Annotated in this window: 22 protein-coding genes; all 22 read left to right on the top strand. The window is 53.0% G+C overall.

Annotation, left to right across the window (positions count from 1 at the left end; genetic code table 11):
* Positions 1-55: 55 nt before the first annotated feature.
* The 22 genes from INF30_RS05085 (at position 56) to INF30_RS04980 (ending at position 20,401) form a co-directional block, all read left to right on the top strand.
* Positions 56-1,039: an AraC family transcriptional regulator gene (locus INF30_RS05085; protein WP_076780431.1), complete on the top strand. Its 984-nt coding sequence runs from the start codon at positions 56-58 to the stop codon at positions 1,037-1,039.
* Complete coding sequence (locus INF30_RS05080; RefSeq protein ID WP_076780433.1) at positions 1,032-1,754, top strand: ABC transporter ATP-binding protein; 723 nt, start codon at positions 1,032-1,034, stop codon at positions 1,752-1,754. The genes INF30_RS05085 and INF30_RS05080 overlap by 8 nt, the downstream gene beginning before the upstream one ends.
* Positions 1,755-1,798: 44 nt before the next feature.
* The gene (locus INF30_RS05075; RefSeq protein ID WP_076780435.1) at positions 1,799-2,731 is read left to right on the top strand and encodes a SufB/SufD family protein; all 933 of its coding nucleotides are present in this window, start codon (positions 1,799-1,801) and stop codon (positions 2,729-2,731) included.
* Positions 2,732-2,786: 55 nt separating this feature from the next.
* Entirely contained in the window at positions 2,787-3,638 is an 852-nt protein-coding gene (thiM, locus tag INF30_RS05070; protein ID WP_330391223.1) for a hydroxyethylthiazole kinase, read from the top strand.
* Positions 3,625-4,254: a thiamine phosphate synthase gene (thiE, locus tag INF30_RS05065; RefSeq protein ID WP_226394421.1), complete on the top strand. Its 630-nt coding sequence runs from the start codon at positions 3,625-3,627 to the stop codon at positions 4,252-4,254. The genes thiM and thiE overlap by 14 nt, the downstream gene beginning before the upstream one ends.
* Positions 4,255-4,283: 29 nt before the next feature.
* Entirely contained in the window at positions 4,284-4,952 is a 669-nt protein-coding gene (locus INF30_RS05060; RefSeq protein ID WP_226394420.1) for an HAD family hydrolase, read from the top strand.
* Entirely contained in the window at positions 4,949-5,743 is a 795-nt protein-coding gene (thiD, locus tag INF30_RS05055; RefSeq protein ID WP_226394419.1) for a bifunctional hydroxymethylpyrimidine kinase/phosphomethylpyrimidine kinase, read from the top strand. Before INF30_RS05060 ends, thiD begins: the two co-directional genes overlap by 4 nt.
* A 24-nt stretch (positions 5,744-5,767) precedes the next feature.
* Positions 5,768-6,673: a hypothetical protein gene (locus INF30_RS05050; protein ID WP_226394418.1), complete on the top strand. Its 906-nt coding sequence runs from the start codon at positions 5,768-5,770 to the stop codon at positions 6,671-6,673.
* A gap of 74 nt (positions 6,674-6,747) precedes the next feature.
* A complete protein-coding gene (locus INF30_RS05045) occupies positions 6,748-8,028 on the top strand; it encodes an aryl-sulfate sulfotransferase (RefSeq protein ID WP_226394417.1) in 1,281 nt (426 codons plus the stop codon).
* Between the two features lie 54 nt (positions 8,029-8,082).
* Positions 8,083-8,514 carry a hypothetical protein gene (locus tag INF30_RS05040; protein WP_076780443.1) on the top strand — a complete coding sequence of 144 codons (432 nt, stop codon included), beginning with the start codon at positions 8,083-8,085 and terminating at the stop codon, positions 8,512-8,514.
* 135 nt (positions 8,515-8,649) lie between these two features.
* Complete coding sequence (locus INF30_RS05035; protein ID WP_076780445.1) at positions 8,650-8,961, top strand: hypothetical protein; 312 nt, start codon at positions 8,650-8,652, stop codon at positions 8,959-8,961.
* 3 nt (positions 8,962-8,964) lie between these two features.
* A complete protein-coding gene (locus INF30_RS05030; protein WP_087174821.1) occupies positions 8,965-10,011 on the top strand; it encodes a V0D/AC39 family V-type ATPase subunit in 1,047 nt (348 codons plus the stop codon).
* A complete protein-coding gene (locus INF30_RS05025; RefSeq protein ID WP_076780449.1) occupies positions 10,008-11,960 on the top strand; it encodes a V-type ATP synthase subunit I in 1,953 nt (650 codons plus the stop codon). Before INF30_RS05030 ends, INF30_RS05025 begins: the two co-directional genes overlap by 4 nt.
* A 2-nt stretch (positions 11,961-11,962) precedes the next feature.
* Positions 11,963-12,400: an ATP synthase subunit C gene (locus INF30_RS05020; RefSeq protein WP_076780450.1), complete on the top strand. Its 438-nt coding sequence runs from the start codon at positions 11,963-11,965 to the stop codon at positions 12,398-12,400.
* Between the two features lies 1 nt (position 12,401).
* On the top strand, positions 12,402-12,710 hold the full coding sequence (locus INF30_RS05015; protein ID WP_076780452.1) for a V-type ATP synthase subunit F: 309 nt from the start codon (positions 12,402-12,404) through the stop codon (positions 12,708-12,710).
* Positions 12,711-12,728: 18 nt separating this feature from the next.
* Positions 12,729-13,316 (top strand): V-type ATP synthase subunit E, encoded by a 588-nt coding sequence (locus INF30_RS05010; protein WP_226394416.1) that lies wholly within the window; start codon positions 12,729-12,731, stop codon positions 13,314-13,316.
* Positions 13,309-15,075, top strand: a complete 1,767-nt coding sequence (locus INF30_RS05005; protein WP_076780453.1) for a V-type ATP synthase subunit A — start codon at positions 13,309-13,311, stop codon at positions 15,073-15,075. Before INF30_RS05010 ends, INF30_RS05005 begins: the two co-directional genes overlap by 8 nt.
* Before the next feature lie 18 nt (positions 15,076-15,093).
* Positions 15,094-16,524 carry a V-type ATP synthase subunit B gene (locus tag INF30_RS05000; RefSeq protein ID WP_226394415.1) on the top strand — a complete coding sequence of 477 codons (1,431 nt, stop codon included), beginning with the start codon at positions 15,094-15,096 and terminating at the stop codon, positions 16,522-16,524.
* Between the two features lie 248 nt (positions 16,525-16,772).
* Positions 16,773-17,396: a V-type ATP synthase subunit D gene (locus INF30_RS04995; protein ID WP_076780457.1), complete on the top strand. Its 624-nt coding sequence runs from the start codon at positions 16,773-16,775 to the stop codon at positions 17,394-17,396.
* A gap of 241 nt (positions 17,397-17,637) precedes the next feature.
* The gene (locus INF30_RS04990) at positions 17,638-18,564 is read left to right on the top strand and encodes a PD-(D/E)XK nuclease family transposase (protein ID WP_226394414.1); all 927 of its coding nucleotides are present in this window, start codon (positions 17,638-17,640) and stop codon (positions 18,562-18,564) included.
* A gap of 135 nt (positions 18,565-18,699) precedes the next feature.
* Positions 18,700-19,587, top strand: a complete 888-nt coding sequence (locus INF30_RS04985) for an ABC transporter ATP-binding protein (RefSeq protein ID WP_087174826.1) — start codon at positions 18,700-18,702, stop codon at positions 19,585-19,587.
* A 28-nt stretch (positions 19,588-19,615) separates the two neighbouring features.
* Positions 19,616-20,401, top strand: coding sequence for an ABC transporter permease subunit (locus INF30_RS04980; protein ID WP_087174827.1), 786 nt, complete (start codon positions 19,616-19,618; stop codon positions 20,399-20,401).
* The last annotated feature ends 71 nt before the right edge of the window (positions 20,402-20,472 follow it).

Raw genomic sequence — 20,472 nt, 5'->3', positions numbered from 1 at the left:
AATCAGAGTATTTCATATAACATTTGTACCAAAACTGATGAAGGAGGGGACGTACGTGAGCTATCTGCGCAGCCAGGGCCAGATCCTGGTGGATCAGAAGATGTGTGAGATACAGGAGCACGGGACCAGAGAGTTCCCTTTTCAGGTATATTATAATGATTTCTCTCATTTTCGGGATCATCTTGAGGACTGGCACTGCCACGCTGAGATGGAGTTTACGGTGGCCCTCAAGGGATCTTTGGAGTGCGGGCTGAATGAAAAGAGGTACAGGATCGGAGCAGGGGAGGGGATTTTTATCAACTCTGGTGTGCTCCACATGTACCGGGTTCTGGGAAAATGTGAGGACAGTGAGAGCATATCCATTGTCTTTCTTCCCCAGTTCCTTTCCGGGGGGACGGAGAACTTGATCTTCCGCAAATTCATTGAACCGGTCATGGAAGATGCCAGGATGCGCGGGGAGCCGCTGCGCCGCACCGGCGGTTGGCAGGAGGAGCTGCTGGTCTGTCTGCGCAGGATCTACTGCCTGAGCAGGGAGGACGGATGGCTGACAGAGATGACTCTCAGAAACCAGCTTTCCCAGGCGTGGGAGATTTTCATCAGAAACTGTGCCAGAGAGCAGGATGCAGAGGAAAAGACATCCCGCGAGATCGTCTATGAGGAGAGAGCCCGGAAGATTCTGCAGTTTATACAGGAACACTACAGCGAAGATATCACGGTGGAGGATGTAGCAGCACAGGTGCATATCAGCAGGACAGAGTGTTTCAGGTGCTTTCAGAAGATCACAGGGCAGAGCCCGAAGAGTTATCTGAACAGCTATCGGATCAGACAGGCCATGCGGCAGCTGGAAACAACGGATGACAGTATCACAGCGATCTGTTTTTCCTGTGGGTTCAACAATATGAGCTACTTTGTGAAGCGGTTTCGGGAGAGCGCCGGCGTTTCGCCGGGAAAATACCGGGAACTGGTGCGCGAGGCAGGGGAAGCGGAAGGACTGTACTTGAATATGCAGCAAAAGAAAGGAGATCAGGAACATGCTTGAAGTGAAGAACCTGACTTTTAAAGTGAACGAAAACGGGGTGGAGAGAAGTATCGTAAAAGATATCAGCTTTACCGTGGAGAACGGAGAAATGCTGGTCATCACAGGGCCTAACGGGGGCGGTAAATCCACTCTGGCAAAGGTGCTTATGGGGATCGAGAAGGCGGATGCAGGACAGATCATCCTGGACGGAGAGGACATATCCGATTATGACATAGATCACCGGGCCAAGGCAGGGATCGGTTTTGCCTTTCAGCAGCCGCCACGGTTCAAGGGCATGACCGTGGAGCGTCTGCTCTGCCTGGCAGCGGGAGAGCAGCTTCCGGAGCAGGTGGCCTGCCGGATGCTGAGCGCCGTGGGGCTGTGTGCCAAAGAGTACCTGAAACGGGAGATCGATGGTACCCTGTCCGGGGGCGAGATGAAGAGGATCGAGATCGCCACAGTACTTGCCAAGAGCCACAAGCTGTGCATTTTTGACGAGCCGGAGGCGGGGATCGACCTGTGGAGCTTTTCCATGCTCATACAGCAGTTTGAGCGGATCCATGAAAAGAAAGACCAGATGCTGATCCTGATCTCCCACCAGGAGCGGATCATCCGCATGGCGGACAGGATCATGGTCATCGACGACGGCCGGATCAAGAATATCGGCCCCAGGGAGGAAGTGCTCCCCTCACTTCTGAGGGAAGAGCCGTCCTGCACATGCATGGACCGGCAGTAAGCCGGCAGCAGAGCGAGAAGCATAAAGAGAGGAGAAGATGACAGATGCCAGCATTATTGGACAAGATCACAGAACAGGTGTTAAGACAGATAGACAGCGGCTCCGGTTTCAAGCAGGAAGGCGCCTTCAATCTCAGGCAGAACGGAGTTTCCCTGTGCCATGGAAGCACGGAGCACATCAAGATCAAGAAAAAGGAAGACAAGCCGGGAATCGATGTGTACATTGACGGAAATACAAAAGGAGAGCAGGTACACATTCCTGTGGTAGTGAGTACTTCCGGAATGACGGACATTGTCTACAATGATTTTTACATTGCGGATGGCGCGGATGTCACCATCGTGGCAGGATGCGGTATCCATAACAGCGGTTGCAATGAGAGCCGGCATGACGGCATCCATGCCTTCCATGTAGGGAAAGGCGCCAATGTGCGCTACGAAGAAAAACACTACGGGGAGGGCGAAGGAACAGGAGCCCGCGTTCTGAACCCGGTGACCAGGATCTATATGGAGGATGAATCCGTATTTACACTGGACACAGCTCAGATCAGAGGCGTGGACTCCACAGTCCGGGAGACCGAGGTGACCATGGGGGCAGGCGCAAAGCTCTATGTGGTGGAGAAGCTGATGACCCATGACAGGCAGAAGGCAGAGTCCAATATGGCCGTGTACATGAGAGGTGAGGACAGCTCTGCTCAGATCATTTCCAGATCTGTGGCAAAGGGAAATTCCACACAGGTCTTCCATCCCAGGGCCGTGGGAGAGGCCAAATGCCACGCCCACATCCAGTGCGATTCCATCATTATGGACGAAGCGCAGGTGCGCTCCATTCCGGAGATCGATGCCCGCCATCTGGACGCAGCCATCATCCATGAGGCGGCCATCGGAAGGATCAACAACGAGCAGCTCATCAAGCTCAGGACCTTTGGTATGACGGAGGAGGAGGCCGAGGGCGTGATCGTGGAGGCCTTCCTGAATTAGTGTAAAAAAGGAAAAGCAGGATGAAAGCGGAGAGGAGAGCAGGATGCGCGGGACTATGACAGAGAAGGACAAGAAACGGGAAAATAAGGCAGAGACCATGGCCGTCCGTGCGGCTCTTCTGGTGGAAGAGCTGCAGAGGAAACGGCCCCTTGTCCACTGCATCACCAACTATGTGACAGCTAATGACTGTGCCAATATCCTCCTTGCCATCGGAGCGTCCCCCATCATGGCCGATGACCCGGAGGAGACAGGGGAGATCGCTGCGTCCGCATCTGCCCTTGTCCTTAATATGGGTACGCCTTCCAGGAGAAAGCTGGAGGCCATGGTCCGGGCCGGGAAGAGCGCCAATGAAGCGGGGATTCCTGTGATCCTGGACCCGGTGGGAGCCGGCGCATCCTGCCTCCGAAGAGAGATGGCGGCGCAGATCATCAGAGAAGTCAAGGTGGACATCCTGCGGGGCAATGTGTCGGAGATCTCTTTTGCGGCAGGGCTGGACTTTTGCGAAAAGGGAGTAGACGTGTCCGAGGCGGACCAGGGAAGGGACAGGACAGAGGCGGCTCTGGCTGCGGCGGAGAGACTGGGCTGCACAGTGGCTGTCACAGGCTCGGTGGATGTGGTGACAGACGGAAGCCGGGTGATCCGGATCCATGGAGGCACCCCTCTGATGGCCAGAGTCACCGGGACCGGCTGCATGACCAGCGTCCTTTCCGGCGCCTTTGCCGGTGCAGGAAAAGATCCGCTCACAGCAGTCAGCGCGGCCCTGGCTGCCATGGGTATTGCCGGGGAACTGGCTTTTGAGAAAGCGGGACACATAGGCTGCGGCAGCTTTCACATGGCGCTTCTTGACGCTGTGGGAAATCTGAATGAAAAAATCATAAGGGAGAGAGCGAAGATTGAAGAAAGATAAGATTGACTATACATTGTATCTATGCACGGACCGGGGGCTTATGAGCACGGACACCCTGGAGGAAGCGGTGGAACAGGCAGTCAGAGGCGGCTGTACGGTGGTGCAGCTGCGGGAGAAGGACTGTACGTCCCTGGAGTTTTATGAGACGGCAAAGAGGATCAAGGAGATCACTGACAAGTACCAGGTGCCCCTTATCATCAACGACCGGGTGGATATTGCCCTGGCGGTGGACGCAGACGGTGTCCACGTGGGACAGGACGATCTGCCGGCCGGGGAAGTCAGAAGGATACTGGGGCCGGACAAGATCGTAGGCGTCTCCGCCGGCTGCGTGGAGGAGGCTGTCCGGGCGTCTGCGGACGGGGCGGACTACCTGGGCGTGGGAGCCATGTACGCCACCAGCACGAAGGAGGACGCAGATGTGACTTCCCGGGAGGAGCTCCTTAAGATACGGGAGAGTGTTGACCTTCCTATTGTGGTTATCGGCGGCATCAACCAGCAGACCTATCAGAACTTTAAAGGCATCGGCATCGACGGCCTGGCCGTGGTGTCCGCTGTGATCGCGGCGAAGGACATAGAGGCGGCAGCCCGGGAGCTGTCGGAAGGTTTCCGCAGCTGAAAAGAGAAGGACAGGAGAGGAACCGGAAGATGATAAAATACAACGGGAAAATGTGGGAGGGCGCGGTGTTTGACCTGGACGGAACCATCCTGGACTCCATGTGGATCTGGGAGAGCGTGGATGGCAGGTTCCTGACCCGGCACGGGCTTCCCATTGAGGAGAGTTATCTGAAGGCACTGACCAATATGAATTTCCCCCAGGCAGCTGCCTACACAAAGAAGCGGTATGCCATGGAGGAGAGCGAGGCGGCCATCATGGAGGAGTGGTTTGCCCTGGCAAAAGGAATGTACGAGCGGGAGATCGGGCTTAAGCCTCACGCGGCGGAGTACCTGGAATATCTCCACAGAGTGGGAGTGAAGATCGCCGCCGCAACATCCTCGGAGCCGGTTCTCTTTGAGGCGGCCTTGAAACATAACGGCATTTATGATTATTTTCACGCTTTTGCCCTGTCCTCGGAGACGCCCCACGGCAAAGACACGCCGGAGGTGTACTGTCTGGCGGCAGAGCGGCTGGGAACGAAGCCAGGCAGCAGCATCGTATTTGAGGATATCCTGAAGGGGATACAGAATGCCAGGGAGGCGGGATTTTACACTGTTGCCATGGAAGATGCGTCCGCCGCGGAGGAGATGGAGCAGATCCGGGCAGCGGCAGATGTGTATATCACAGATTATAGAGAGATGAAGGAGATCGAAAAATGAAATGTGTACTCACCATAGCCGGGAGTGACTGTAGCGGCGGCGCGGGCATCCAGGCGGACATGAAGACAATGCAGGCCAACGGCGTCTACGCCATGAGCGCTGTCACAGCTCTGACAGCCCAGAATACCACAGGCGTTTATGGGATCATGGAGGCCTCGCCGGAATTTCTGGAAAATCAGCTGAACTGTATATTTGAGGATATTTTTCCGGATGCGGTGAAGATCGGCATGGTGTCCTCGGCACGGCTCATTGAGGTGATCGCGGACAGCCTTGTGAAGTGGAAGGCCCGCAACATTGTGGTGGACCCGGTGATGGTTTCCACAAGCGGCAGCAGGCTCCTTGAGGAAGAGGCCCAGGAGGCCCTCAAGGAACGGCTTCTTCCCCTTGCATCGGTGATCACGCCCAACATTCCGGAGGCGGAGGCTCTGACAGATCAGCAGATCAGCGGGGAGAAGGAGATGGAAGATGCGGCCAGGCGTCTTGGAGAACTCTACCAGGGCGGGGTGCTGATCAAAGGCGGCCACCAGATCAGCGATGCCAATGATCTTCTGTATTATAAAGGAGAAACAACCTGGTTTCGGGGGGAGAGGATTGACAATCCCAATACACACGGGACAGGATGCACCCTGTCCTCAGCCATTGCCAGCAACCTGGCAAAAGGGTACTCCATGGAGGAGAGTATCCGCAGGGCCAAGGCCTATATTTCCGGCGCTCTGCGGGCGGGACTGGATCTTGGAAAGGGAAGCGGCCCCATGGATCACGGCTGGGCCATACCGGAGATAAAGCTTTAAAAGCGGCAGAAAGAGAAGATAGATATGAAAAAGGAAAAACGGTGGAAGAAACGCTGGAGAGTCATGGGAAAGGCTCTTCACATGGAGATACGGGAGCATAAGAGTTCTTTTATAGTCTATGTGATCCTGAGAGCATTGGTCATTGTCATGATGATCCTGCAGATATTTAACCGAAATTTTGAGAATGTGTTCCTGTGTGCGCTGACGCTGGCGCTTCTCATTGTGCCAAGCTTCATACAGGTCAATCTGAAGATCGAGCTGCCCACCGGACTGGAGATCATCCTGCTGCTATTTATATTTGCGGCGGAGATCTTAGGTGAGATCCAGGCCTATTACATACGTATTCCCCAGTGGGATGCCATCCTTCACACTATGAACGGGTTTCTGATGGCAGCCATCGGATTTTCCCTTGTGGACATACTGAACCGGAATAAGAGATTTTCCATCCAGCTCTCGCCGGTCTTTGTGTCCATTGTGGCTTTCTGTTTTTCCATGACCATCGGCGTTGTGTGGGAGTTTTTTGAGTTTGCCATGGATAAGTTCTTTCTGCTGGATATGCAGAAGGACACCGTGCTGCACACCATCAGTACGGTCATGCTGGACCCCACAGGAGGCAACCACACGGTCATTATCCGGGATATCACGGATGCGGCGGTGAACGGGGAAAGTCTGGGCCTTGGCGGGTATCTGGATATCGGCCTCAATGACACCATGGAGGATCTCTTCGTCAACTTTGTGGGAGCTGTGATCTTCTCTTTCATAGGCTATTTCTACGTAAAGAAGAGAGGGCAGGGGAAGTTTGCCTCCAGGCTGATCCCAAGGCCCAAGAAGGCAGAATGCGATTATCTTGAGAAGGCCATAGAGGAGGAAGCGATAGAAGAAGAACGGAAAGAGCCGCCAGAGCAGGTGGAAGACATAGAAAAATCATAAAATTTACACAGACTGAACAAAAAATCCTCACGTTTCCGGTTGTATAATAGAGATCGGAAAGTGAGGATTTTAATGTGCGGAGAAAAACAGTATTTACAGGCATTGTCCTGACTTTGGCGGTATGCTTCGCCGGATGCGGAGCGCAGGAAGGACAGGAACAGGAGAGCGCCGGACAGGGACAAGAGATGACAGAGGAGGAGCTGGAGGAGGAGGGAGACCGGATCCGGGGAATTTACGATGTGGAGAGCCAGAGCGCGATCAGAGAGGGGCTGGATGCTGAAAAAAGGGAGAAAGCATACACCTCTGACGACATGCTGGTGGAGTACAATCCATTCGGGACCAATACCCAGTCGCTGTATGTCTATTTTCAGACAGATGTGCCGGTGAGCGTGAGCTGCACCGTCCATGTGGAGGACGAAAGTATCCCGGACTACACACAGCAGCTGACAGAGGACAGCAGTTATCTGCTGGAGCATGAGTACCAGGTGATCGGGCTGGTGCCGGACATGGAAAACGAGATTACCTTTGCACTGACAGGGACAGACGGGCAGACGGAAGAACAGACTATCACCTACGAGATGGGAAGCCTGATGGGACAGGAGGAAGTGCAGCTGGAGACAGAGGAAGGGAACAGTGTGGAGGATGTGGTGGTCCGGCTGAATGTCACAGACGGAACTGTGGATGAAGTGCTGGATCTGGGGGACCTGTTCGGCGCATACAAGGAGACCTGCGTGGAGAACAGCGACGGAGATCTGGACTGGATGCACATCAACACGATCCAGTGGATGGGAGACGGACAGGTGCTTTTCAGCTCCAGGGAGACCTCCTCTATCATTAAGATCAAAGATCTCTACAGCACGCCTGCTGTGGAGTATATGATCAGCGATCCCGCTGTCTGGGCAGACACGGAATGGGCGGATCTGGTGCTTGAAAAGAGCGGGGATTTCGCCAGCCAGGGCGGGCAGCACTCTATCACCTATGTGAAAGACGAGAGCCTGCCGGAAGGACAGTATTACCTTTATATGTTCAACAACAATATCGGCGTCAGCGAGACCCGGCCTGATTTTGACTGGAGCGTTATAGACGGTATCCAGAGTGAAGCTGTGGACGGCACGACATCCTACTATTATAAATATCTGGTGGATGAGACGTCGGGCAGCTATGAGCTGGTGGAAAGCTTCGAGCTTCCCTACTCCGGCTACGTCAGCAGCGTGCAGGAGATCGGTGACAATGTGGTGGCTGACAGCGGCATGCAGGGCATCTGGGGAGAGTATGACAGTGAGAACAATCTGATCCGATCCTTTACTATGGAAAAAGAAAGTTTTATTTACAGAGTATACAAATACGAATTGTAACCCATACTATCTGCAGCAGTAAAAGCAAATATACCAGGAAGGGGCCAAGGACGCATGGGTGAGCAGACAAGGAAACTTTTGGAAGAATGCAGCAAAGGCTGCAAGATGGCTGCAGAAAGTATTGATCAGATACGGGAGCATATAAAGGACAGGAAGATGCAGGAGCTGGTCAGCGGATACAGGAAAAAGCACAGGGATCTGGAAAGGGAAGCGGACAGGCTTCTGGCGGAGGAAGGTGAAGAGGAGCCCCAGGCCGGGCTGGCCGTCTCGGCCATGTCCTGGATCACTACCAATGTCAAACTTCTGATAGACGAGAGCGGCAGCCAGATCGCAAAGCTTCTTATGGACGGCTGCAATATGGGGATCCAGGGGATTACAGAGGCACAGAACAGGTACAAGGAGGCATCCAGGGAGAGCCGTTCCCTGGCGGAGAAGCTGGTGAAGCTGGAAGAACAATTTTCAAAGGATCTGAAAGTATATTTATAGGGAAAAGGCACTGATTTCAGACATGAGATCAGTGCTATTTTCATATGCTGAAATATTGCTGAAAGTGATTGATTTTTTCTTCAAAAGGTGTATCATTAGAGTAAATTGGCATTTCGTACAAAAAGGAGGCTTTCTATGGACTCAGTTATCGGCAGATTAACGGAAATCGAGGATGCAGCCTCTGCCATTGTGGCTCATGCTCAGGAGCAGAAGGCAGAGCTGGACAGAGAGTATGAAGACAGAAAAAAAGCCTTTGACAGGCAACTGGAGGAGGAGACAGAGAAGAAACTGCAGGCCATCCGGGACGAGCTGGAGGAGGAAAAGAAGAGGCTTCTTGGCGGACAGATGGAGGGAAGCCAGGGCTCCATAGCTCTCCTTAAACAGGAGTATGAGGCAAATCATACCAGATATGCCAAGGAGATACTGGCCCGTATGACAGAGGTGTAGCTTATGGGGAATTTACTTGCTTACAGCGGGATCGCCACAAAGGTCAGGGCCATGGAGGCGAAGCTTCTCTGGAAAGAGGATTTTGAAAAGATCGCAGCCATGAAGAGTGTGCCGGAGGTAGTTTCCTGGCTGATCCAGAATTCCACTTACAAAGAGGTTCTGGAGAACCTGGATCCGGGGCTGATCCACAGAGGGAATATTGAAAAGCTTCTGGAGCTGTCCCTATATCATGACTATACGAAGATCTACCGTTTCTGCAGTCTGGAGCAGAGAAAATTCCTGCGGCTGTATCTGAAGCGGTACGAGGTTGCTCTGATCAACTACTGCCTGCGGATTGTCATCAACCATTACAAGGAGCCTTTTGATCTGAATTACAAGAAGCCGTTTTTCGACAAATATTCTCAAATCTCCATTGAAAAGCTGATCCATTCCAGGACAACGGATGAGGTCATCGAGAACCTGAGGGATACGGAGTATTACGGAACACTGAAAAAGCTCCGGGACGGACAGGCAGTGACTCTCTTTGACTATGACCTGGCCCTGAACCTGTACTACTTCACATCCATGTGGAAGAGCAGGAAAAAGGTGCTGAAGAACAAGGAACTGGAGATATTTACGAGAGACTGCGGATCCAAGATCAATCTTCTGAATATCCAGTGGATCTACCGGGCCAAGAAATATTTCAGCCTGGAACCGGCGGATATATATGCACTGCTCATCCCCATCCATTATAAGCTGCGGACAGAGCTGGTGCAGGAGATGGTGGAGGCGGAAACGATGGAAGATTTTGAGCGCGCTGTGTCGAAGACGTCCTATGCGAGACATTATCACTTCACGGACCAGCTGACGATAGAAAAGATGTATGCGGACTGTCTCTATTATCTCTATATAACGGACAGGAGGAGCAATCCATACTCCATTGCCTGCATCAACACCTATCTTTTTATGAAGGAGCAGGAACTGGAGAAGCTGACGACAGCTATGGAGTGCGTCCGCTACGGAGTCTCTCCCGATGAGACGCTGCAGTATGTGGGAGGTCGCAAGCTATGATCGTAAAAATGAAATTTATCAATATATCGGGGCCGCGGGATGACATTGACCGGGTGATGGATCTGTATCTGTCCAGGTATGAGATCCAGCTTGAGTCAGCTCTTACGGAGCTGAAAACTGTGGAGAACTTAAGACCTTTTGTGGAGATCAATCCTTACCGGGACGCTCTTTTAAAGGCCCAGCAGTATGTGAGCTATCTGAATGAGCCGGAGAAGATTGCTCCGGACACATCCATGGGACTGGATGACATCTTTGAGCTGATCCGGGCCACAAATGAGGAGTACCTTACCTTCCAGGCCAGGAAAGATGTGCTGAAAAGAAAGCAGGATGAACTGCAGGCAAAGCAGAAGGTCATCGAGCCCTTCCGCCCTATGGATGGGGACCTTGGCAGGATCCTTTCTTTCCGGTACATTACCTGCCGGTTCGGGAAACTGCCGGCGGAACAGTACCAGAAGATGGAAAAATATCTGATGAACGACCTGGGAGCCATTTTCGTCAAAGGGCAGCAGGATGCGACAAGCGTGTACGGCGCTTACTTCGTGTCCCCCGGGGAGGCACAGAAGGTGGATGCTGTGTTCCGTTCCCTGCATTTTGAGAGGATCGATATTCCGGCAGAGTACAGAGGAACTCCAGAGCAGGCCAGCCGTGAGCTGGCGCAGCAGATCTATGACATCCAGAAAGAGATGGACGATATAGATAAGGAAGCTGCCGCGATGCTGGGGGAGAAAGCGCCCCGCCTTGTGGCGGCAAGAGACAGGCTGGAAGAGCTTGCTCATAATTTTGACGTGCGGAAAATGGCAGCCCGGGTGGCGGATAAAAAGGAAGATTACTATATCCTGTGCGGCTGGATGGCGGACGATGACGTGGAGAAATTCATGGAGGAGTCAAAGGACGATGACAAGATCTTCATCGTGGTGGAAGACGACCATGACAGCTATTTTGGAGAGCCCCCAACCAAGCTGGAAAATCCGAAGCTTTTCAAACCTTTTGAAATGTTTGTGCGGATGTACGGACTTCCGGCCCACGGCGAGATGGATCCCACCGTGTTTGTGGGGATCACCTATTCCTTTATCTTCGGAGCCATGTTCGGGGATGTGGGGCAGGGGTTGCTCCTTGTCATTGCGGGAGCGCTGATCTATCATTTCAAGAAGGCCCCTCTGGCTGGGATCATTGCCACAGCGGGGATCTTCTCCACCATCTTCGGATTTATGTTTGGAAGCGTCTTCGGATTTGAAGATATTATAGAACCACTGTGGCTGCGGCCCATTGACCATATGACCACCCTCCCCTTTGTGGGCAAGCTGAACACTGTGTTCATTGTGGCGGTGGCCTTTGGTATGGCTCTCATTATTGTGGCCATGATCCTGCACATCATAAACGCCCTGCGGGATCACGACACAGCGGGGGCCTGGTTTGACGCCAACGGCGTGGCGGGACTTGTGTTCTACGCCTCGGTGGTGGCTGTGATCGTCCTTTTTATGACGGGACATGGCATGCCCGCAGGCATTGTCATGGCAGTGATGTTCGGTGTGCCGCTGCTTCTGATCCTTTTCAAGGAGCCGCTGACAAACAGGATCAAGAAGAAGGCAAAGAAAATGGAAGAAAGCAAAGCCATGTTTTTCGTGGAAGGATTTTTTGAACTGTTCGAGACACTGCTGAGCTATTTTTCCAACACACTGTCTTTTGTACGTATCGGCGCTTTTGCAGTCAGCCACGCCGCCATGATGGAGGTGGTGCTGATGCTGGCCGGCGCGGAGGCGGGAAGCCCCAACTGGGTGGTCATCGTTCTGGGCAACCTGTTTGTGTGTCTGATGGAAGGCCTGGTAGTAGGGATCCAGGTTCTCCGTCTGGAGTACTATGAAATGTTCAGCCGTTTCTACAAGGGAAGCGGCCGGGCGTTTGATCCATATACCAAGACGAAAAAGAATAAAAATAAAGGAGGAGCTTAATTATGACTCTTGCATCCAGACTCATTCTCATTGCAGCACTGATCTTAAGTATCATCATCCCCTTCGGGTACTATCTTCTGGGGGAGAAAAAGAAAGGGCGCTATAAGGCGGCCCTTGCAGTCAATATATTTTTCTTCTTTGGCGCCTGTATCATCGGCAGCATCATGATGTTCCAGGGAGCAGACGTGCAGGCTGCGGACGCCGCCGCTGAGGCGGCAGCGTCCAACGCCACAGGACTTGGCTATATCGCAGCCGCACTGGTTACCGGTTTATCCTGTATCGGCGGCGGTATCGCCGTTGCCAGCGCTGCCAGCGCAGCTCTTGGAGCCATCAGCGAAGACTCCAGCGTGCTTGGCAAGTCGCTGATCTTCGTAGGTCTTGCGGAAGGTGTCTGCCTGTATGGGCTGATCATCTCCTTCATGATCCTGGGGCAGCTGTAGTATGAAAATGTATCTCATCAGTGATAATGTGGATACCTACACGGGTATGCGTCTTGCCGGCGTGGACGGCGTGGTGGTGCACGAGAGGGAGGAGCTGTACCAGGCCCTCCAGGACGCGCTGCAGGACAAGACAGTGGGCATAGTACTCCTTACGGAGAAGCTGGGGCGGGAGTTCCCGGACATGATCGATCAGTTTCGCCTGGAGCGGAAGATGCCCCTGCTCGTGGAGATACCCGACAGGCACGGAACCGGCCGGAGCAAGGACTTTATCACTTCCTACATTACGGAAGCCATCGGGCTGAAACTATAAATAAAGGAGGGATACCTCTTGACATTAGAAGAAAAAATCGCTCATATACAGTCAATCTCCATGGAGGAGGCAAGGGCGGAGGGAAACGAGATCATCAGCGCCTACAAGACCGCCCTTGAGAAAGTGTTTGAAGATCATAAGAAGGAGGCTGTCCGTCAGTCCCAGACGCGGGTGCGGGCGGAGTCTACCAATGCCAGGCAGCAGAAGAACCAGGCCATGGCAAAAGCCCAGCTGGATCTGAAAAGGCAGCAGGGGAAAGTGCAGCAGGAGCTGAAAAACAAACTTTTTGCGGAGGTGGCGGATCTTGTCCGGGATTTCATGAAGACGCCGGACTATGATGCCTTTTTGGTAAAGTGTATCGAGAGCGCTCTGGAGTTTGCCTCCGGGGAGGAGATGACCATTTATATCAATCCTTCCGACAGGGACAAAAAGGAGAAACTGGAGGAGAAGACAGGAGCTGTCCTGACCGTCAGTGCAGAGGACTTCATGGGAGGAGTGCGGGCTGTGCTCCGTGGAAGAAATATTCTCATCGACCACTCCTTTAAGGCATCCCTTGAAAATGAGTATGACCAGTTTATATTCTCGGGAGGTGATGACATTGGTTAAGACAGGAAAAATATACGGCATCAACGGACCGGTCATTTATCTGAAGGGAAACACGGGCTTTTCCATGTCGGAGATGGTCTATGTAGGCCGGGAAAGGCTTGTGGGGGAAGTGATCGCCCTTGACAAGGACCAGACCACCGTCCAGGTGTATGAGGAGACAGGAGGCCTGCGGCCGGGTGAGGAGGTCACCGCATCCGGGGGAGCTGTGTCCGTCACTCTGGCTCCCGGTATTCTGAACAATATATTTGACGGGATCGAGAGACCTCTGGAGAAGATCGCGGAGAGCGGCGGCGCCTTTATCACAAAAGGAGCGGCTGTGGATTTCCTGGACAGGGAGAAAAAGTGGGATACCCACATAACAGTAAAAGAAGGAGACTATCTCCACGGCGGGGATATTTTTGCGGAGGTGCCGGAGACAAGGGCCATTGTCCACAAGTGCATGGTGCCCCCGGATCTGGAGGGGACTGTTGTGTCGGTTGTCAGTGACGGCAGCTACACGATAGAGGAACCATTGATCGCGCTGCGCAGCGGAAACGGTAAAGAGACGCAGATCCCCATGGCCCAGAAGTGGCCCATCCGGAAGGCCCGGCCTGTGAGCCAGAGATTTGCGGCTTCGGAGCCTCTTGTCACCGGCCAGCGGATCATAGATACCATGTTTCCTATCGCCAAGGGAGGCACGGCTGCCATTCCCGGCGGTTTCGGGACAGGGAAGACCATGACCCAGCATCAGATCGCCAAGTGGTCCAACGCGGATATTATCATATACATCGGCTGCGGTGAGCGTGGAAATGAGATGACCCAGGTTCTGGAAGAGTTCGGGGAACTGACGGACCCAAGGACCGGCAATCCTCTGATGGACCGGACCACCCTCATTGCCAACACATCCAATATGCCGGTGGCTGCCCGTGAGGCCAGCATTTACACAGGTCTTACCCTGGCGGAATACTACCGGGATATGGGATATGATGTGGCTATCATGGCGGACTCCACATCCAGGTGGGCGGAAGCTCTGCGTGAGCTCTCCGGACGTCTGGAGGAGATGCCGGCCGAGGAAGGTTTCCCGGCCTATCTGGCGTCCCGCCTCTCTGCCTTCTACGAGAGAGCGGGCATGATGCACAACTTAAACGGCACAGACGGATCGGTCAGCATTATCGGCGCTGTGTCTCCCCAGGGAGGCGATTTCTCCGAGCCTGTGACACAGAATACAAAGCGTTTCGTAAGGTGTTTCTGGGGACTGGACAAGAGCCTGGCCTACGCCCGGCATTTCCCGGCTATCCACTGGCTGTCCAGCTACAGTGAGTATCTGACAGACCTGGCCCCCTGGTACCAGGACAATGTGTCGCCCAAATTTATTGACTACAGGAACAGGATCATGGCTCTTCTCAACCAGGAGAGCAGTCTTATGGAGATCGTGAAGCTCATCGGAAGCGATGTGCTGCCGGACGATCAGAAACTGATCCTGGAGATTGCCCGGGTCATCCGTCTGGGCTTCCTGCAGCAGAACGCATTCCACAAGGATGACACCTGCGTGTCCATGGAAAAGCAGTTCCTCATGATGGACACGATCCTGTATCTTTACAAGCAGGCAAGAGCCCTTGTGACTATGGGACATCCCATGTCTGTGCTGAAGTCAGAAAATATCTTTGAGCGGGTCATTGCCATCAAGTACGATGTACCCAATGACCGACTGGAAATGTTTGCACAGTATAAACGTGACATCGACAGTTTCTATCAGCGTGTGCTGGAGAAAAATGCGTAGAAGAGGGAGGAGAGAAGTATGCCAATAGAATATCTTGGACTTAGCAGTATCAACGGCCCTCTGATCGCGCTGGAGGGACTGCAGGACGCCTTCTTTGACGAGATCGTGGAGTTTGTCATAAATGGAAATGAGCGGCGCATCGGCCGCATCATTGAATTGTACGAGGACAAGGCAGTAATCCAGGTGTTTGAGGGATCGGAGAATATGTCCCTTAAAAACACCCATACCCGCCTCACCGGCCATCCCATGGAGATCGCCCTGTCAAAAGACATGCTGGGACGTACCTTCAATGGCATCGGGCAGCCCGTTGACGATCTGGGGCCCATTGTCTCAAAACTGAAGCGGGATGTAAACGGCCTGCCCCTCAACCCGGTAAAAAGAGAGTACCCGAGGAACTATATCCGCACCGGCATTTCCGCCATCGATGGGCTGACCACTCTGATCCGGGGACAGAAGCTGCCTATTTTTTCCGGCAACGGTCTTCCCCACGACCAGCTTGCGGCGCAGATCGTGAAGCAGGCCTCTCTGGGGGAGGACTCTGACGAAGAATTTGCCATCGTGTTTGCCGCCATGGGCGTAAAACATGATGTGGCGGATTTCTTCCGCAGGACCTTTGAGGAGAGCGGCGTGGCGGACCACGTGGCCATGTTCCTCAATCTTGCCAACGACCCGGTGGTGGAGCGTCTCATCACGCCAAAGGTGGCGCTCACCGTGGCCGAGTACCTGGCCTTTGAGCAGAATATGCACATCCTTGTCATACTGACGGATATGACCTCCTTTGCAGAGGCCATGCGTGAGGTCTCCTCCTCCAAGGGAGAGATCCCCAGCAGAAAAGGGTATCCCGGCTATCTGTACAGCGAGCTTGCCTCCATATACGAGCGGGCGGGGATTGTACAGGGAGTGAACGGATCTGTGACCCAGATCCCTATCCTGACCATGCCAAACGATGATATTACCCATCCTATCCCGGATCTGACCGGCTACATCACAGAGGGGCAGATTGTGCTGGACCGGAACTTAAACGGCCAGTCCATCTATCCGCCCATCAGTGTGCTGCCCTCACTGTCCCGTCTTATGAAAGACGGCATCGGAGCAGGCTTTACAAGGGAGGACCACCAGGATCTGGCGAACCAGCTCTTTTCCGCCTACGCAAAAGTAGGAGATGCCCGCAACCTGGCCTCTGTCATCGGCGAGGATGAGCTGTCCCCCATTGACAAGGAGTATCTGGCCTTTGGAAAAGAATTTGAAGAGAAGTACATCGGCCAGGGGCACGAGGAAAACCGGACCATCGAGGAGACACTGAACCTTGGATGGGAACTTTTAGGCCGTCTCCCGAAAGAGGAGCTGGACCGTGTGGATACAAAGATACTGGACAAATACTATCATCCCACAAAGCGGGATGAAGGCGTCACCACAAGCGCCAGCCCCGGGTCCATCGCAAATATGTGACAGCAGTCAAGCAATGCGCAAGGTGCGGGAAAAGGGGAGGACAAATTTATTTGTCCGCACGTTTTCCAGTGCCTTGCATATGGCGCACGCCATCAGCCGAGGGAACGGCTGGAGGGCGTTCCCCTGGCTGGCATTGCTGTACCTGGCGACAGTACCGCCCCTGCGGCTGGCATTGCTGTACCTGGCAGTATTGTAAGGTCATTATGCATGCTAAGGCCGCATCTATAAACCAGGAAGGGAGGAATTTCATGGATCCCCGCACATTTCCGACAAAAGGAAATTTAATGCTGGCAAAAAATTCCCTGGCTCTTGCCCGGCAGGGCTATGAGCTCATGGATAAAAAGCGCAACATTCTCATCCGGGAACTGATGGATCTGATCGACCAGGCCCGCAGCATCCAGGAGGAGATTGACAGCACGTTCACGTATGCCTATCAGTGTCTGCAGAAAGCCAATATCGAGAACGGGATCAGTCTGGTCTCCCAGATCGCCTACACAGTGCCTATCGAGGACTCCATTGTGATCCAGACGAGAAGTATCATGGGGACAGAGATCCCTCACGTTAAATACACGCCTCAGACGCCGGTGCCTACTTACGCCTTTAGCACTACAAGGGAGTCGGTAGACCGGGCAGTGGAGGCTTTCCGGAGGGTAAAAGATCTGACGGTGAAGCTTTCCATGGTGGAGAATGCAGCCTACCGTCTTGCCAGCAATATCAAGAAGACCCAGAAGAGGGCCAATGCTCTTCAGAATATCACCATTCCCATGTACACCACCCTTGTGCATGATATCACCAACGCACTGGAGGAGAAGGAGAGGGAAGAATTCACAAGGCTGAAGGTGATTAAGAGAAGGAAACAGAAAGCAGGATAAAAAGCACGGACAATCCGGGAGATGACAGCGATTTTACCAAAATGGTTGTTATCTCCCGATTTTTATGTTATCTTATATATTACATCGGCGGATGTCTTCTGCCAGAACAGCTCTCCTGGAAGGGAGACGATCTAAAAGCCCCAGAGGCTTTCTCATTTTCGGAATTTCCACATCGGAAACTGTACCCGTAAATGAATGGAACTGAAAATGAAGCACAGAAGAAAAGTATGGAGGGAAATGGATGGCTGGTATTTTACAGAAGTATTTTCCCATGATACGCACGCGCAGAGAGATGCTGGAAGTGATTTTTGAGGATGAGAGGCTCTCTGACGTGTATCTGGGATGGAGCGAAGAGCAGAGACTGGAGGAATTTCTGTCACTTGTGCTGGGGCAGCAGGTGAAAATTTTGAAGGTTATCCCCAACGACTCTGCCAGGATCGCGGACGAGAGCTCCCTGGTGGTGATGGACATTGTGGTGGAGATGGAGGATCACAGTATAGCCAATGTAGAAGTGCAGAAGATGGGCTACCGTTTTCCAGGACAAAGAAGCGCCTGTTATTCCGCGGATCTTCTCCTGCGGCAGTATAAGAGAGTAAGAGGCGAGCGGGGAAAAGGCTTCAGCTACCGGGATATACAGAAGGTGTACACCGTTGTTTTATATGAGAAGAGCCCTGGCGAATTTCAAAATTTCCCGGATGACTATATCCACCATTTTTCCCAGAGTTCCGACACAGGGCTTGCAGTCAATCTTCTCCAGGAATACTGCTTTATCGCACTTGACATATTTCTTGGAATTGTGCAGAATAAAGGTATCAGAAACAAGCTGGAAGCATGGCTTTTGTTTTTCAGTACAGATGATCCTGGTGAGATGGAAGTGCTTCTGGAGTCTTACCCGGAATTTAGGGCGCTGTACGAAGAGATCTACGAGCTGTGCCGCAACGTGGAGAAGGTGATGGAGATGTTCTCAAAGGAGCTGAGGGAGCTGGACCGTAATACAGTCCAGTATATGATCGATGAGATGCAGGAAGAGATCGATGGGATGAAGCGGGAGCTTTCGGATAAAGATACGATACTGAATGAAAAGAATTCAGAACTGGATAAGCGGGATCAGGAGATCGACCGGTTAAAACAGCAGCTTAAGGAGCTGCAGGATACATCACGGAAGTAGACATGCAGGACGCCCTGCGGGGAGAAGACATAGAGAAAAGAAGAAAAGCTATGTTTTCGCCGCAGGGCGTTTCCGGGTCTTCTATCTGAAAGATCAGCCGGAGACTTGAGAAAGCAGTATGAGGAGGAATGATACATGGAAAAGGTCATAGACATCCGTGATCTTACAAAATATTACGGGAAGCATAAAGGAGTAGAACATCTCACCCTGTCTGTAAACCGGCAGGAGATTTACGGATTTATCGGCCCCAACGGGGCAGGGAAGAGCACAACCATCCGCACCATGCTGGGACTGCTTAAGGAGGATGGTGGGACGGTGGAGATCTTTGGGGAGAGGCCGGAGACAGAGCGTGAGAAAAAGGAGATGCTCTCCAGGATCGGCTACATGCCGTCAGAGGCTTTCTTTTACAGCGGTATGAAAGTGTCGGACGTTCTGAAATTCTCGGCGGATTTTTACAGGAAGGACTGCCGGGAGGAGAGAGGACAGCTCTGCGAGAGGCTGAAGCTGGATGTAAAGAAAAAAGTGGACGAGCTGTCCCTTGGAAACCGCAAAAAAGTGAGCATTGTGTGTGCTTTGCAGCATGGCGCGGATCTCTACGTGCTGGATGAGCCTACCAGCGGACTGGACCCTCTGATGCAGCGGGAATTTTTCAGGCTCCTTAAAGAGAAGAATGAGAAGGGGGCGACCATCTTCCTATCCTCCCATGTCCTGGGGGAGGTGGAAAAATACTGCCACCGGGCGGCAGTGATCCGGGACGGAGGCATTGTCATGGAGGATACCATGGAGCATATCTGCGGCTCAGCGGCAAAGCGGGTGACTGTGCGGGGCATTTCGGGTGTTCCGGGGCTGCCGCTGACAGACCTGCGTGTGCTGGAGGATGGCGTCACATTTTTATACAGAGGAGAGGCAAAGCGGCTTCTGGAGGCGCTGGCCCCGCTTCCTGTGACGGATCTTACTATCACGGAACCGGATCTGGAAGAGACATTTCTTCATTTTTATGCAGAGGGGAAGGCTGCCAGGTAAAGAGGGGCGGCAGTAAGGAGGAAAAGGGATGAACATATTTGGACATGAACTGAAAAGGTCTCTGCGATCCACACTGATCTGGGGGCTTATCATCGGCGGGACCATCATGCTGTGCGTCTTCCTGTTCCCGGAGCTGAAAAAGGAGCTGGGGGACATGGTGGATGCCATGAGTGATATGGGCGGTTTTGGGGCTGCCTTTGGGATGGACCGGCTGAACTACGGTGATATCACCGGGTTTTACGGTATTTACGCGGGAAGCATGCTGGGGATCGGCGGGATCTTCTACGCCGCTATCCTGGGAACAGGTCTTCTGGCAAAAGAAGAAAAAGACCACACGGCAGACTTTCTCCTCACCCACCCGGTGACGCGCACATCTGTGTTCTGGCAGAAGGCAGCAGCCATGGCAGTCCAGATCTTTCTGATGAACCTGGTGGTCATTCTGCTGGCCTGGATCTCCATCCGCTGGATTGGCGAGAGCCCGGACTGGGAAGGGCTGTGCCTGTTTCATCTGGCCCAGGTTCTTATGCAGCTGGAGATCGGAGGCATCTGCCTGGGGATTTCAGCTTTCTTAAGAAGAGGGAGCATCAGCGCCGGCATCGGCGTGGCGGCTTTTCTGTATTTCCTGGGGCTTCTGGGAAATATCACGGAAAAGGCGGAGACGGTCAAGTATATCACACCCTACGCCTACGCAGACGCCGCAAAGATCTTGCCGGAGTGCATCCTGGATGGGACGCTGATCCTGCTGGGTCTTTGCTATGGAGGGGCAGGTATCCTGGCTGGGTGGATCAGATACAGGACAAAAGATATCAGATAAAATCAGATGAAAGAGAAAAGGCTGCATGTGCGCGGCCTTTTTAAAATATTTTAAAAATCGTAATCCTTTTA

The organism is Claveliimonas monacensis, assembly GCF_014982975.1.
In the GTDB taxonomy this organism is placed as follows: Bacteria; Bacillota; Clostridia; order Lachnospirales; family Lachnospiraceae; genus Claveliimonas; species Claveliimonas monacensis.
Note: the sequence above shows the minus strand (reverse complement) of the source record. Positions and strands in the feature narration are given on the sequence as shown.

Coding starts and splice junctions, on each gene's coding strand:
- INF30_RS05080 (WP_076780433.1), top strand. CDS start 1,032: ATGCTTGAAGTGAAGAACCTGACTTTTAAAGTGAACGAAAACGGGGTG.
- INF30_RS04990 (WP_226394414.1), top strand. CDS start 17,638: ATGGCTGGTATTTTACAGAAGTATTTTCCCATGATACGCACGCGCAGA.
- thiD (WP_226394419.1), top strand. CDS start 4,949: ATGAAATGTGTACTCACCATAGCCGGGAGTGACTGTAGCGGCGGCGCG.
- INF30_RS05040 (WP_076780443.1), top strand. CDS start 8,083: ATGGGTGAGCAGACAAGGAAACTTTTGGAAGAATGCAGCAAAGGCTGC.
- INF30_RS05060 (WP_226394420.1), top strand. CDS start 4,284: ATGATAAAATACAACGGGAAAATGTGGGAGGGCGCGGTGTTTGACCTG.
- INF30_RS05050 (WP_226394418.1), top strand. CDS start 5,768: ATGAAAAAGGAAAAACGGTGGAAGAAACGCTGGAGAGTCATGGGAAAG.
- INF30_RS05000 (WP_226394415.1), top strand. CDS start 15,094: ATGCCAATAGAATATCTTGGACTTAGCAGTATCAACGGCCCTCTGATC.
- thiM (WP_330391223.1), top strand. CDS start 2,787: ATGACAGAGAAGGACAAGAAACGGGAAAATAAGGCAGAGACCATGGCC.
- INF30_RS04980 (WP_087174827.1), top strand. CDS start 19,616: ATGAACATATTTGGACATGAACTGAAAAGGTCTCTGCGATCCACACTG.
- INF30_RS05030 (WP_087174821.1), top strand. CDS start 8,965: ATGGGGAATTTACTTGCTTACAGCGGGATCGCCACAAAGGTCAGGGCC.
- INF30_RS04995 (WP_076780457.1), top strand. CDS start 16,773: ATGGATCCCCGCACATTTCCGACAAAAGGAAATTTAATGCTGGCAAAA.
- INF30_RS05035 (WP_076780445.1), top strand. CDS start 8,650: ATGGACTCAGTTATCGGCAGATTAACGGAAATCGAGGATGCAGCCTCT.
- INF30_RS05020 (WP_076780450.1), top strand. CDS start 11,963: ATGACTCTTGCATCCAGACTCATTCTCATTGCAGCACTGATCTTAAGT.
- INF30_RS05015 (WP_076780452.1), top strand. CDS start 12,402: ATGAAAATGTATCTCATCAGTGATAATGTGGATACCTACACGGGTATG.
- INF30_RS05075 (WP_076780435.1), top strand. CDS start 1,799: ATGCCAGCATTATTGGACAAGATCACAGAACAGGTGTTAAGACAGATA.
- INF30_RS04985 (WP_087174826.1), top strand. CDS start 18,700: ATGGAAAAGGTCATAGACATCCGTGATCTTACAAAATATTACGGGAAG.
- INF30_RS05025 (WP_076780449.1), top strand. CDS start 10,008: ATGATCGTAAAAATGAAATTTATCAATATATCGGGGCCGCGGGATGAC.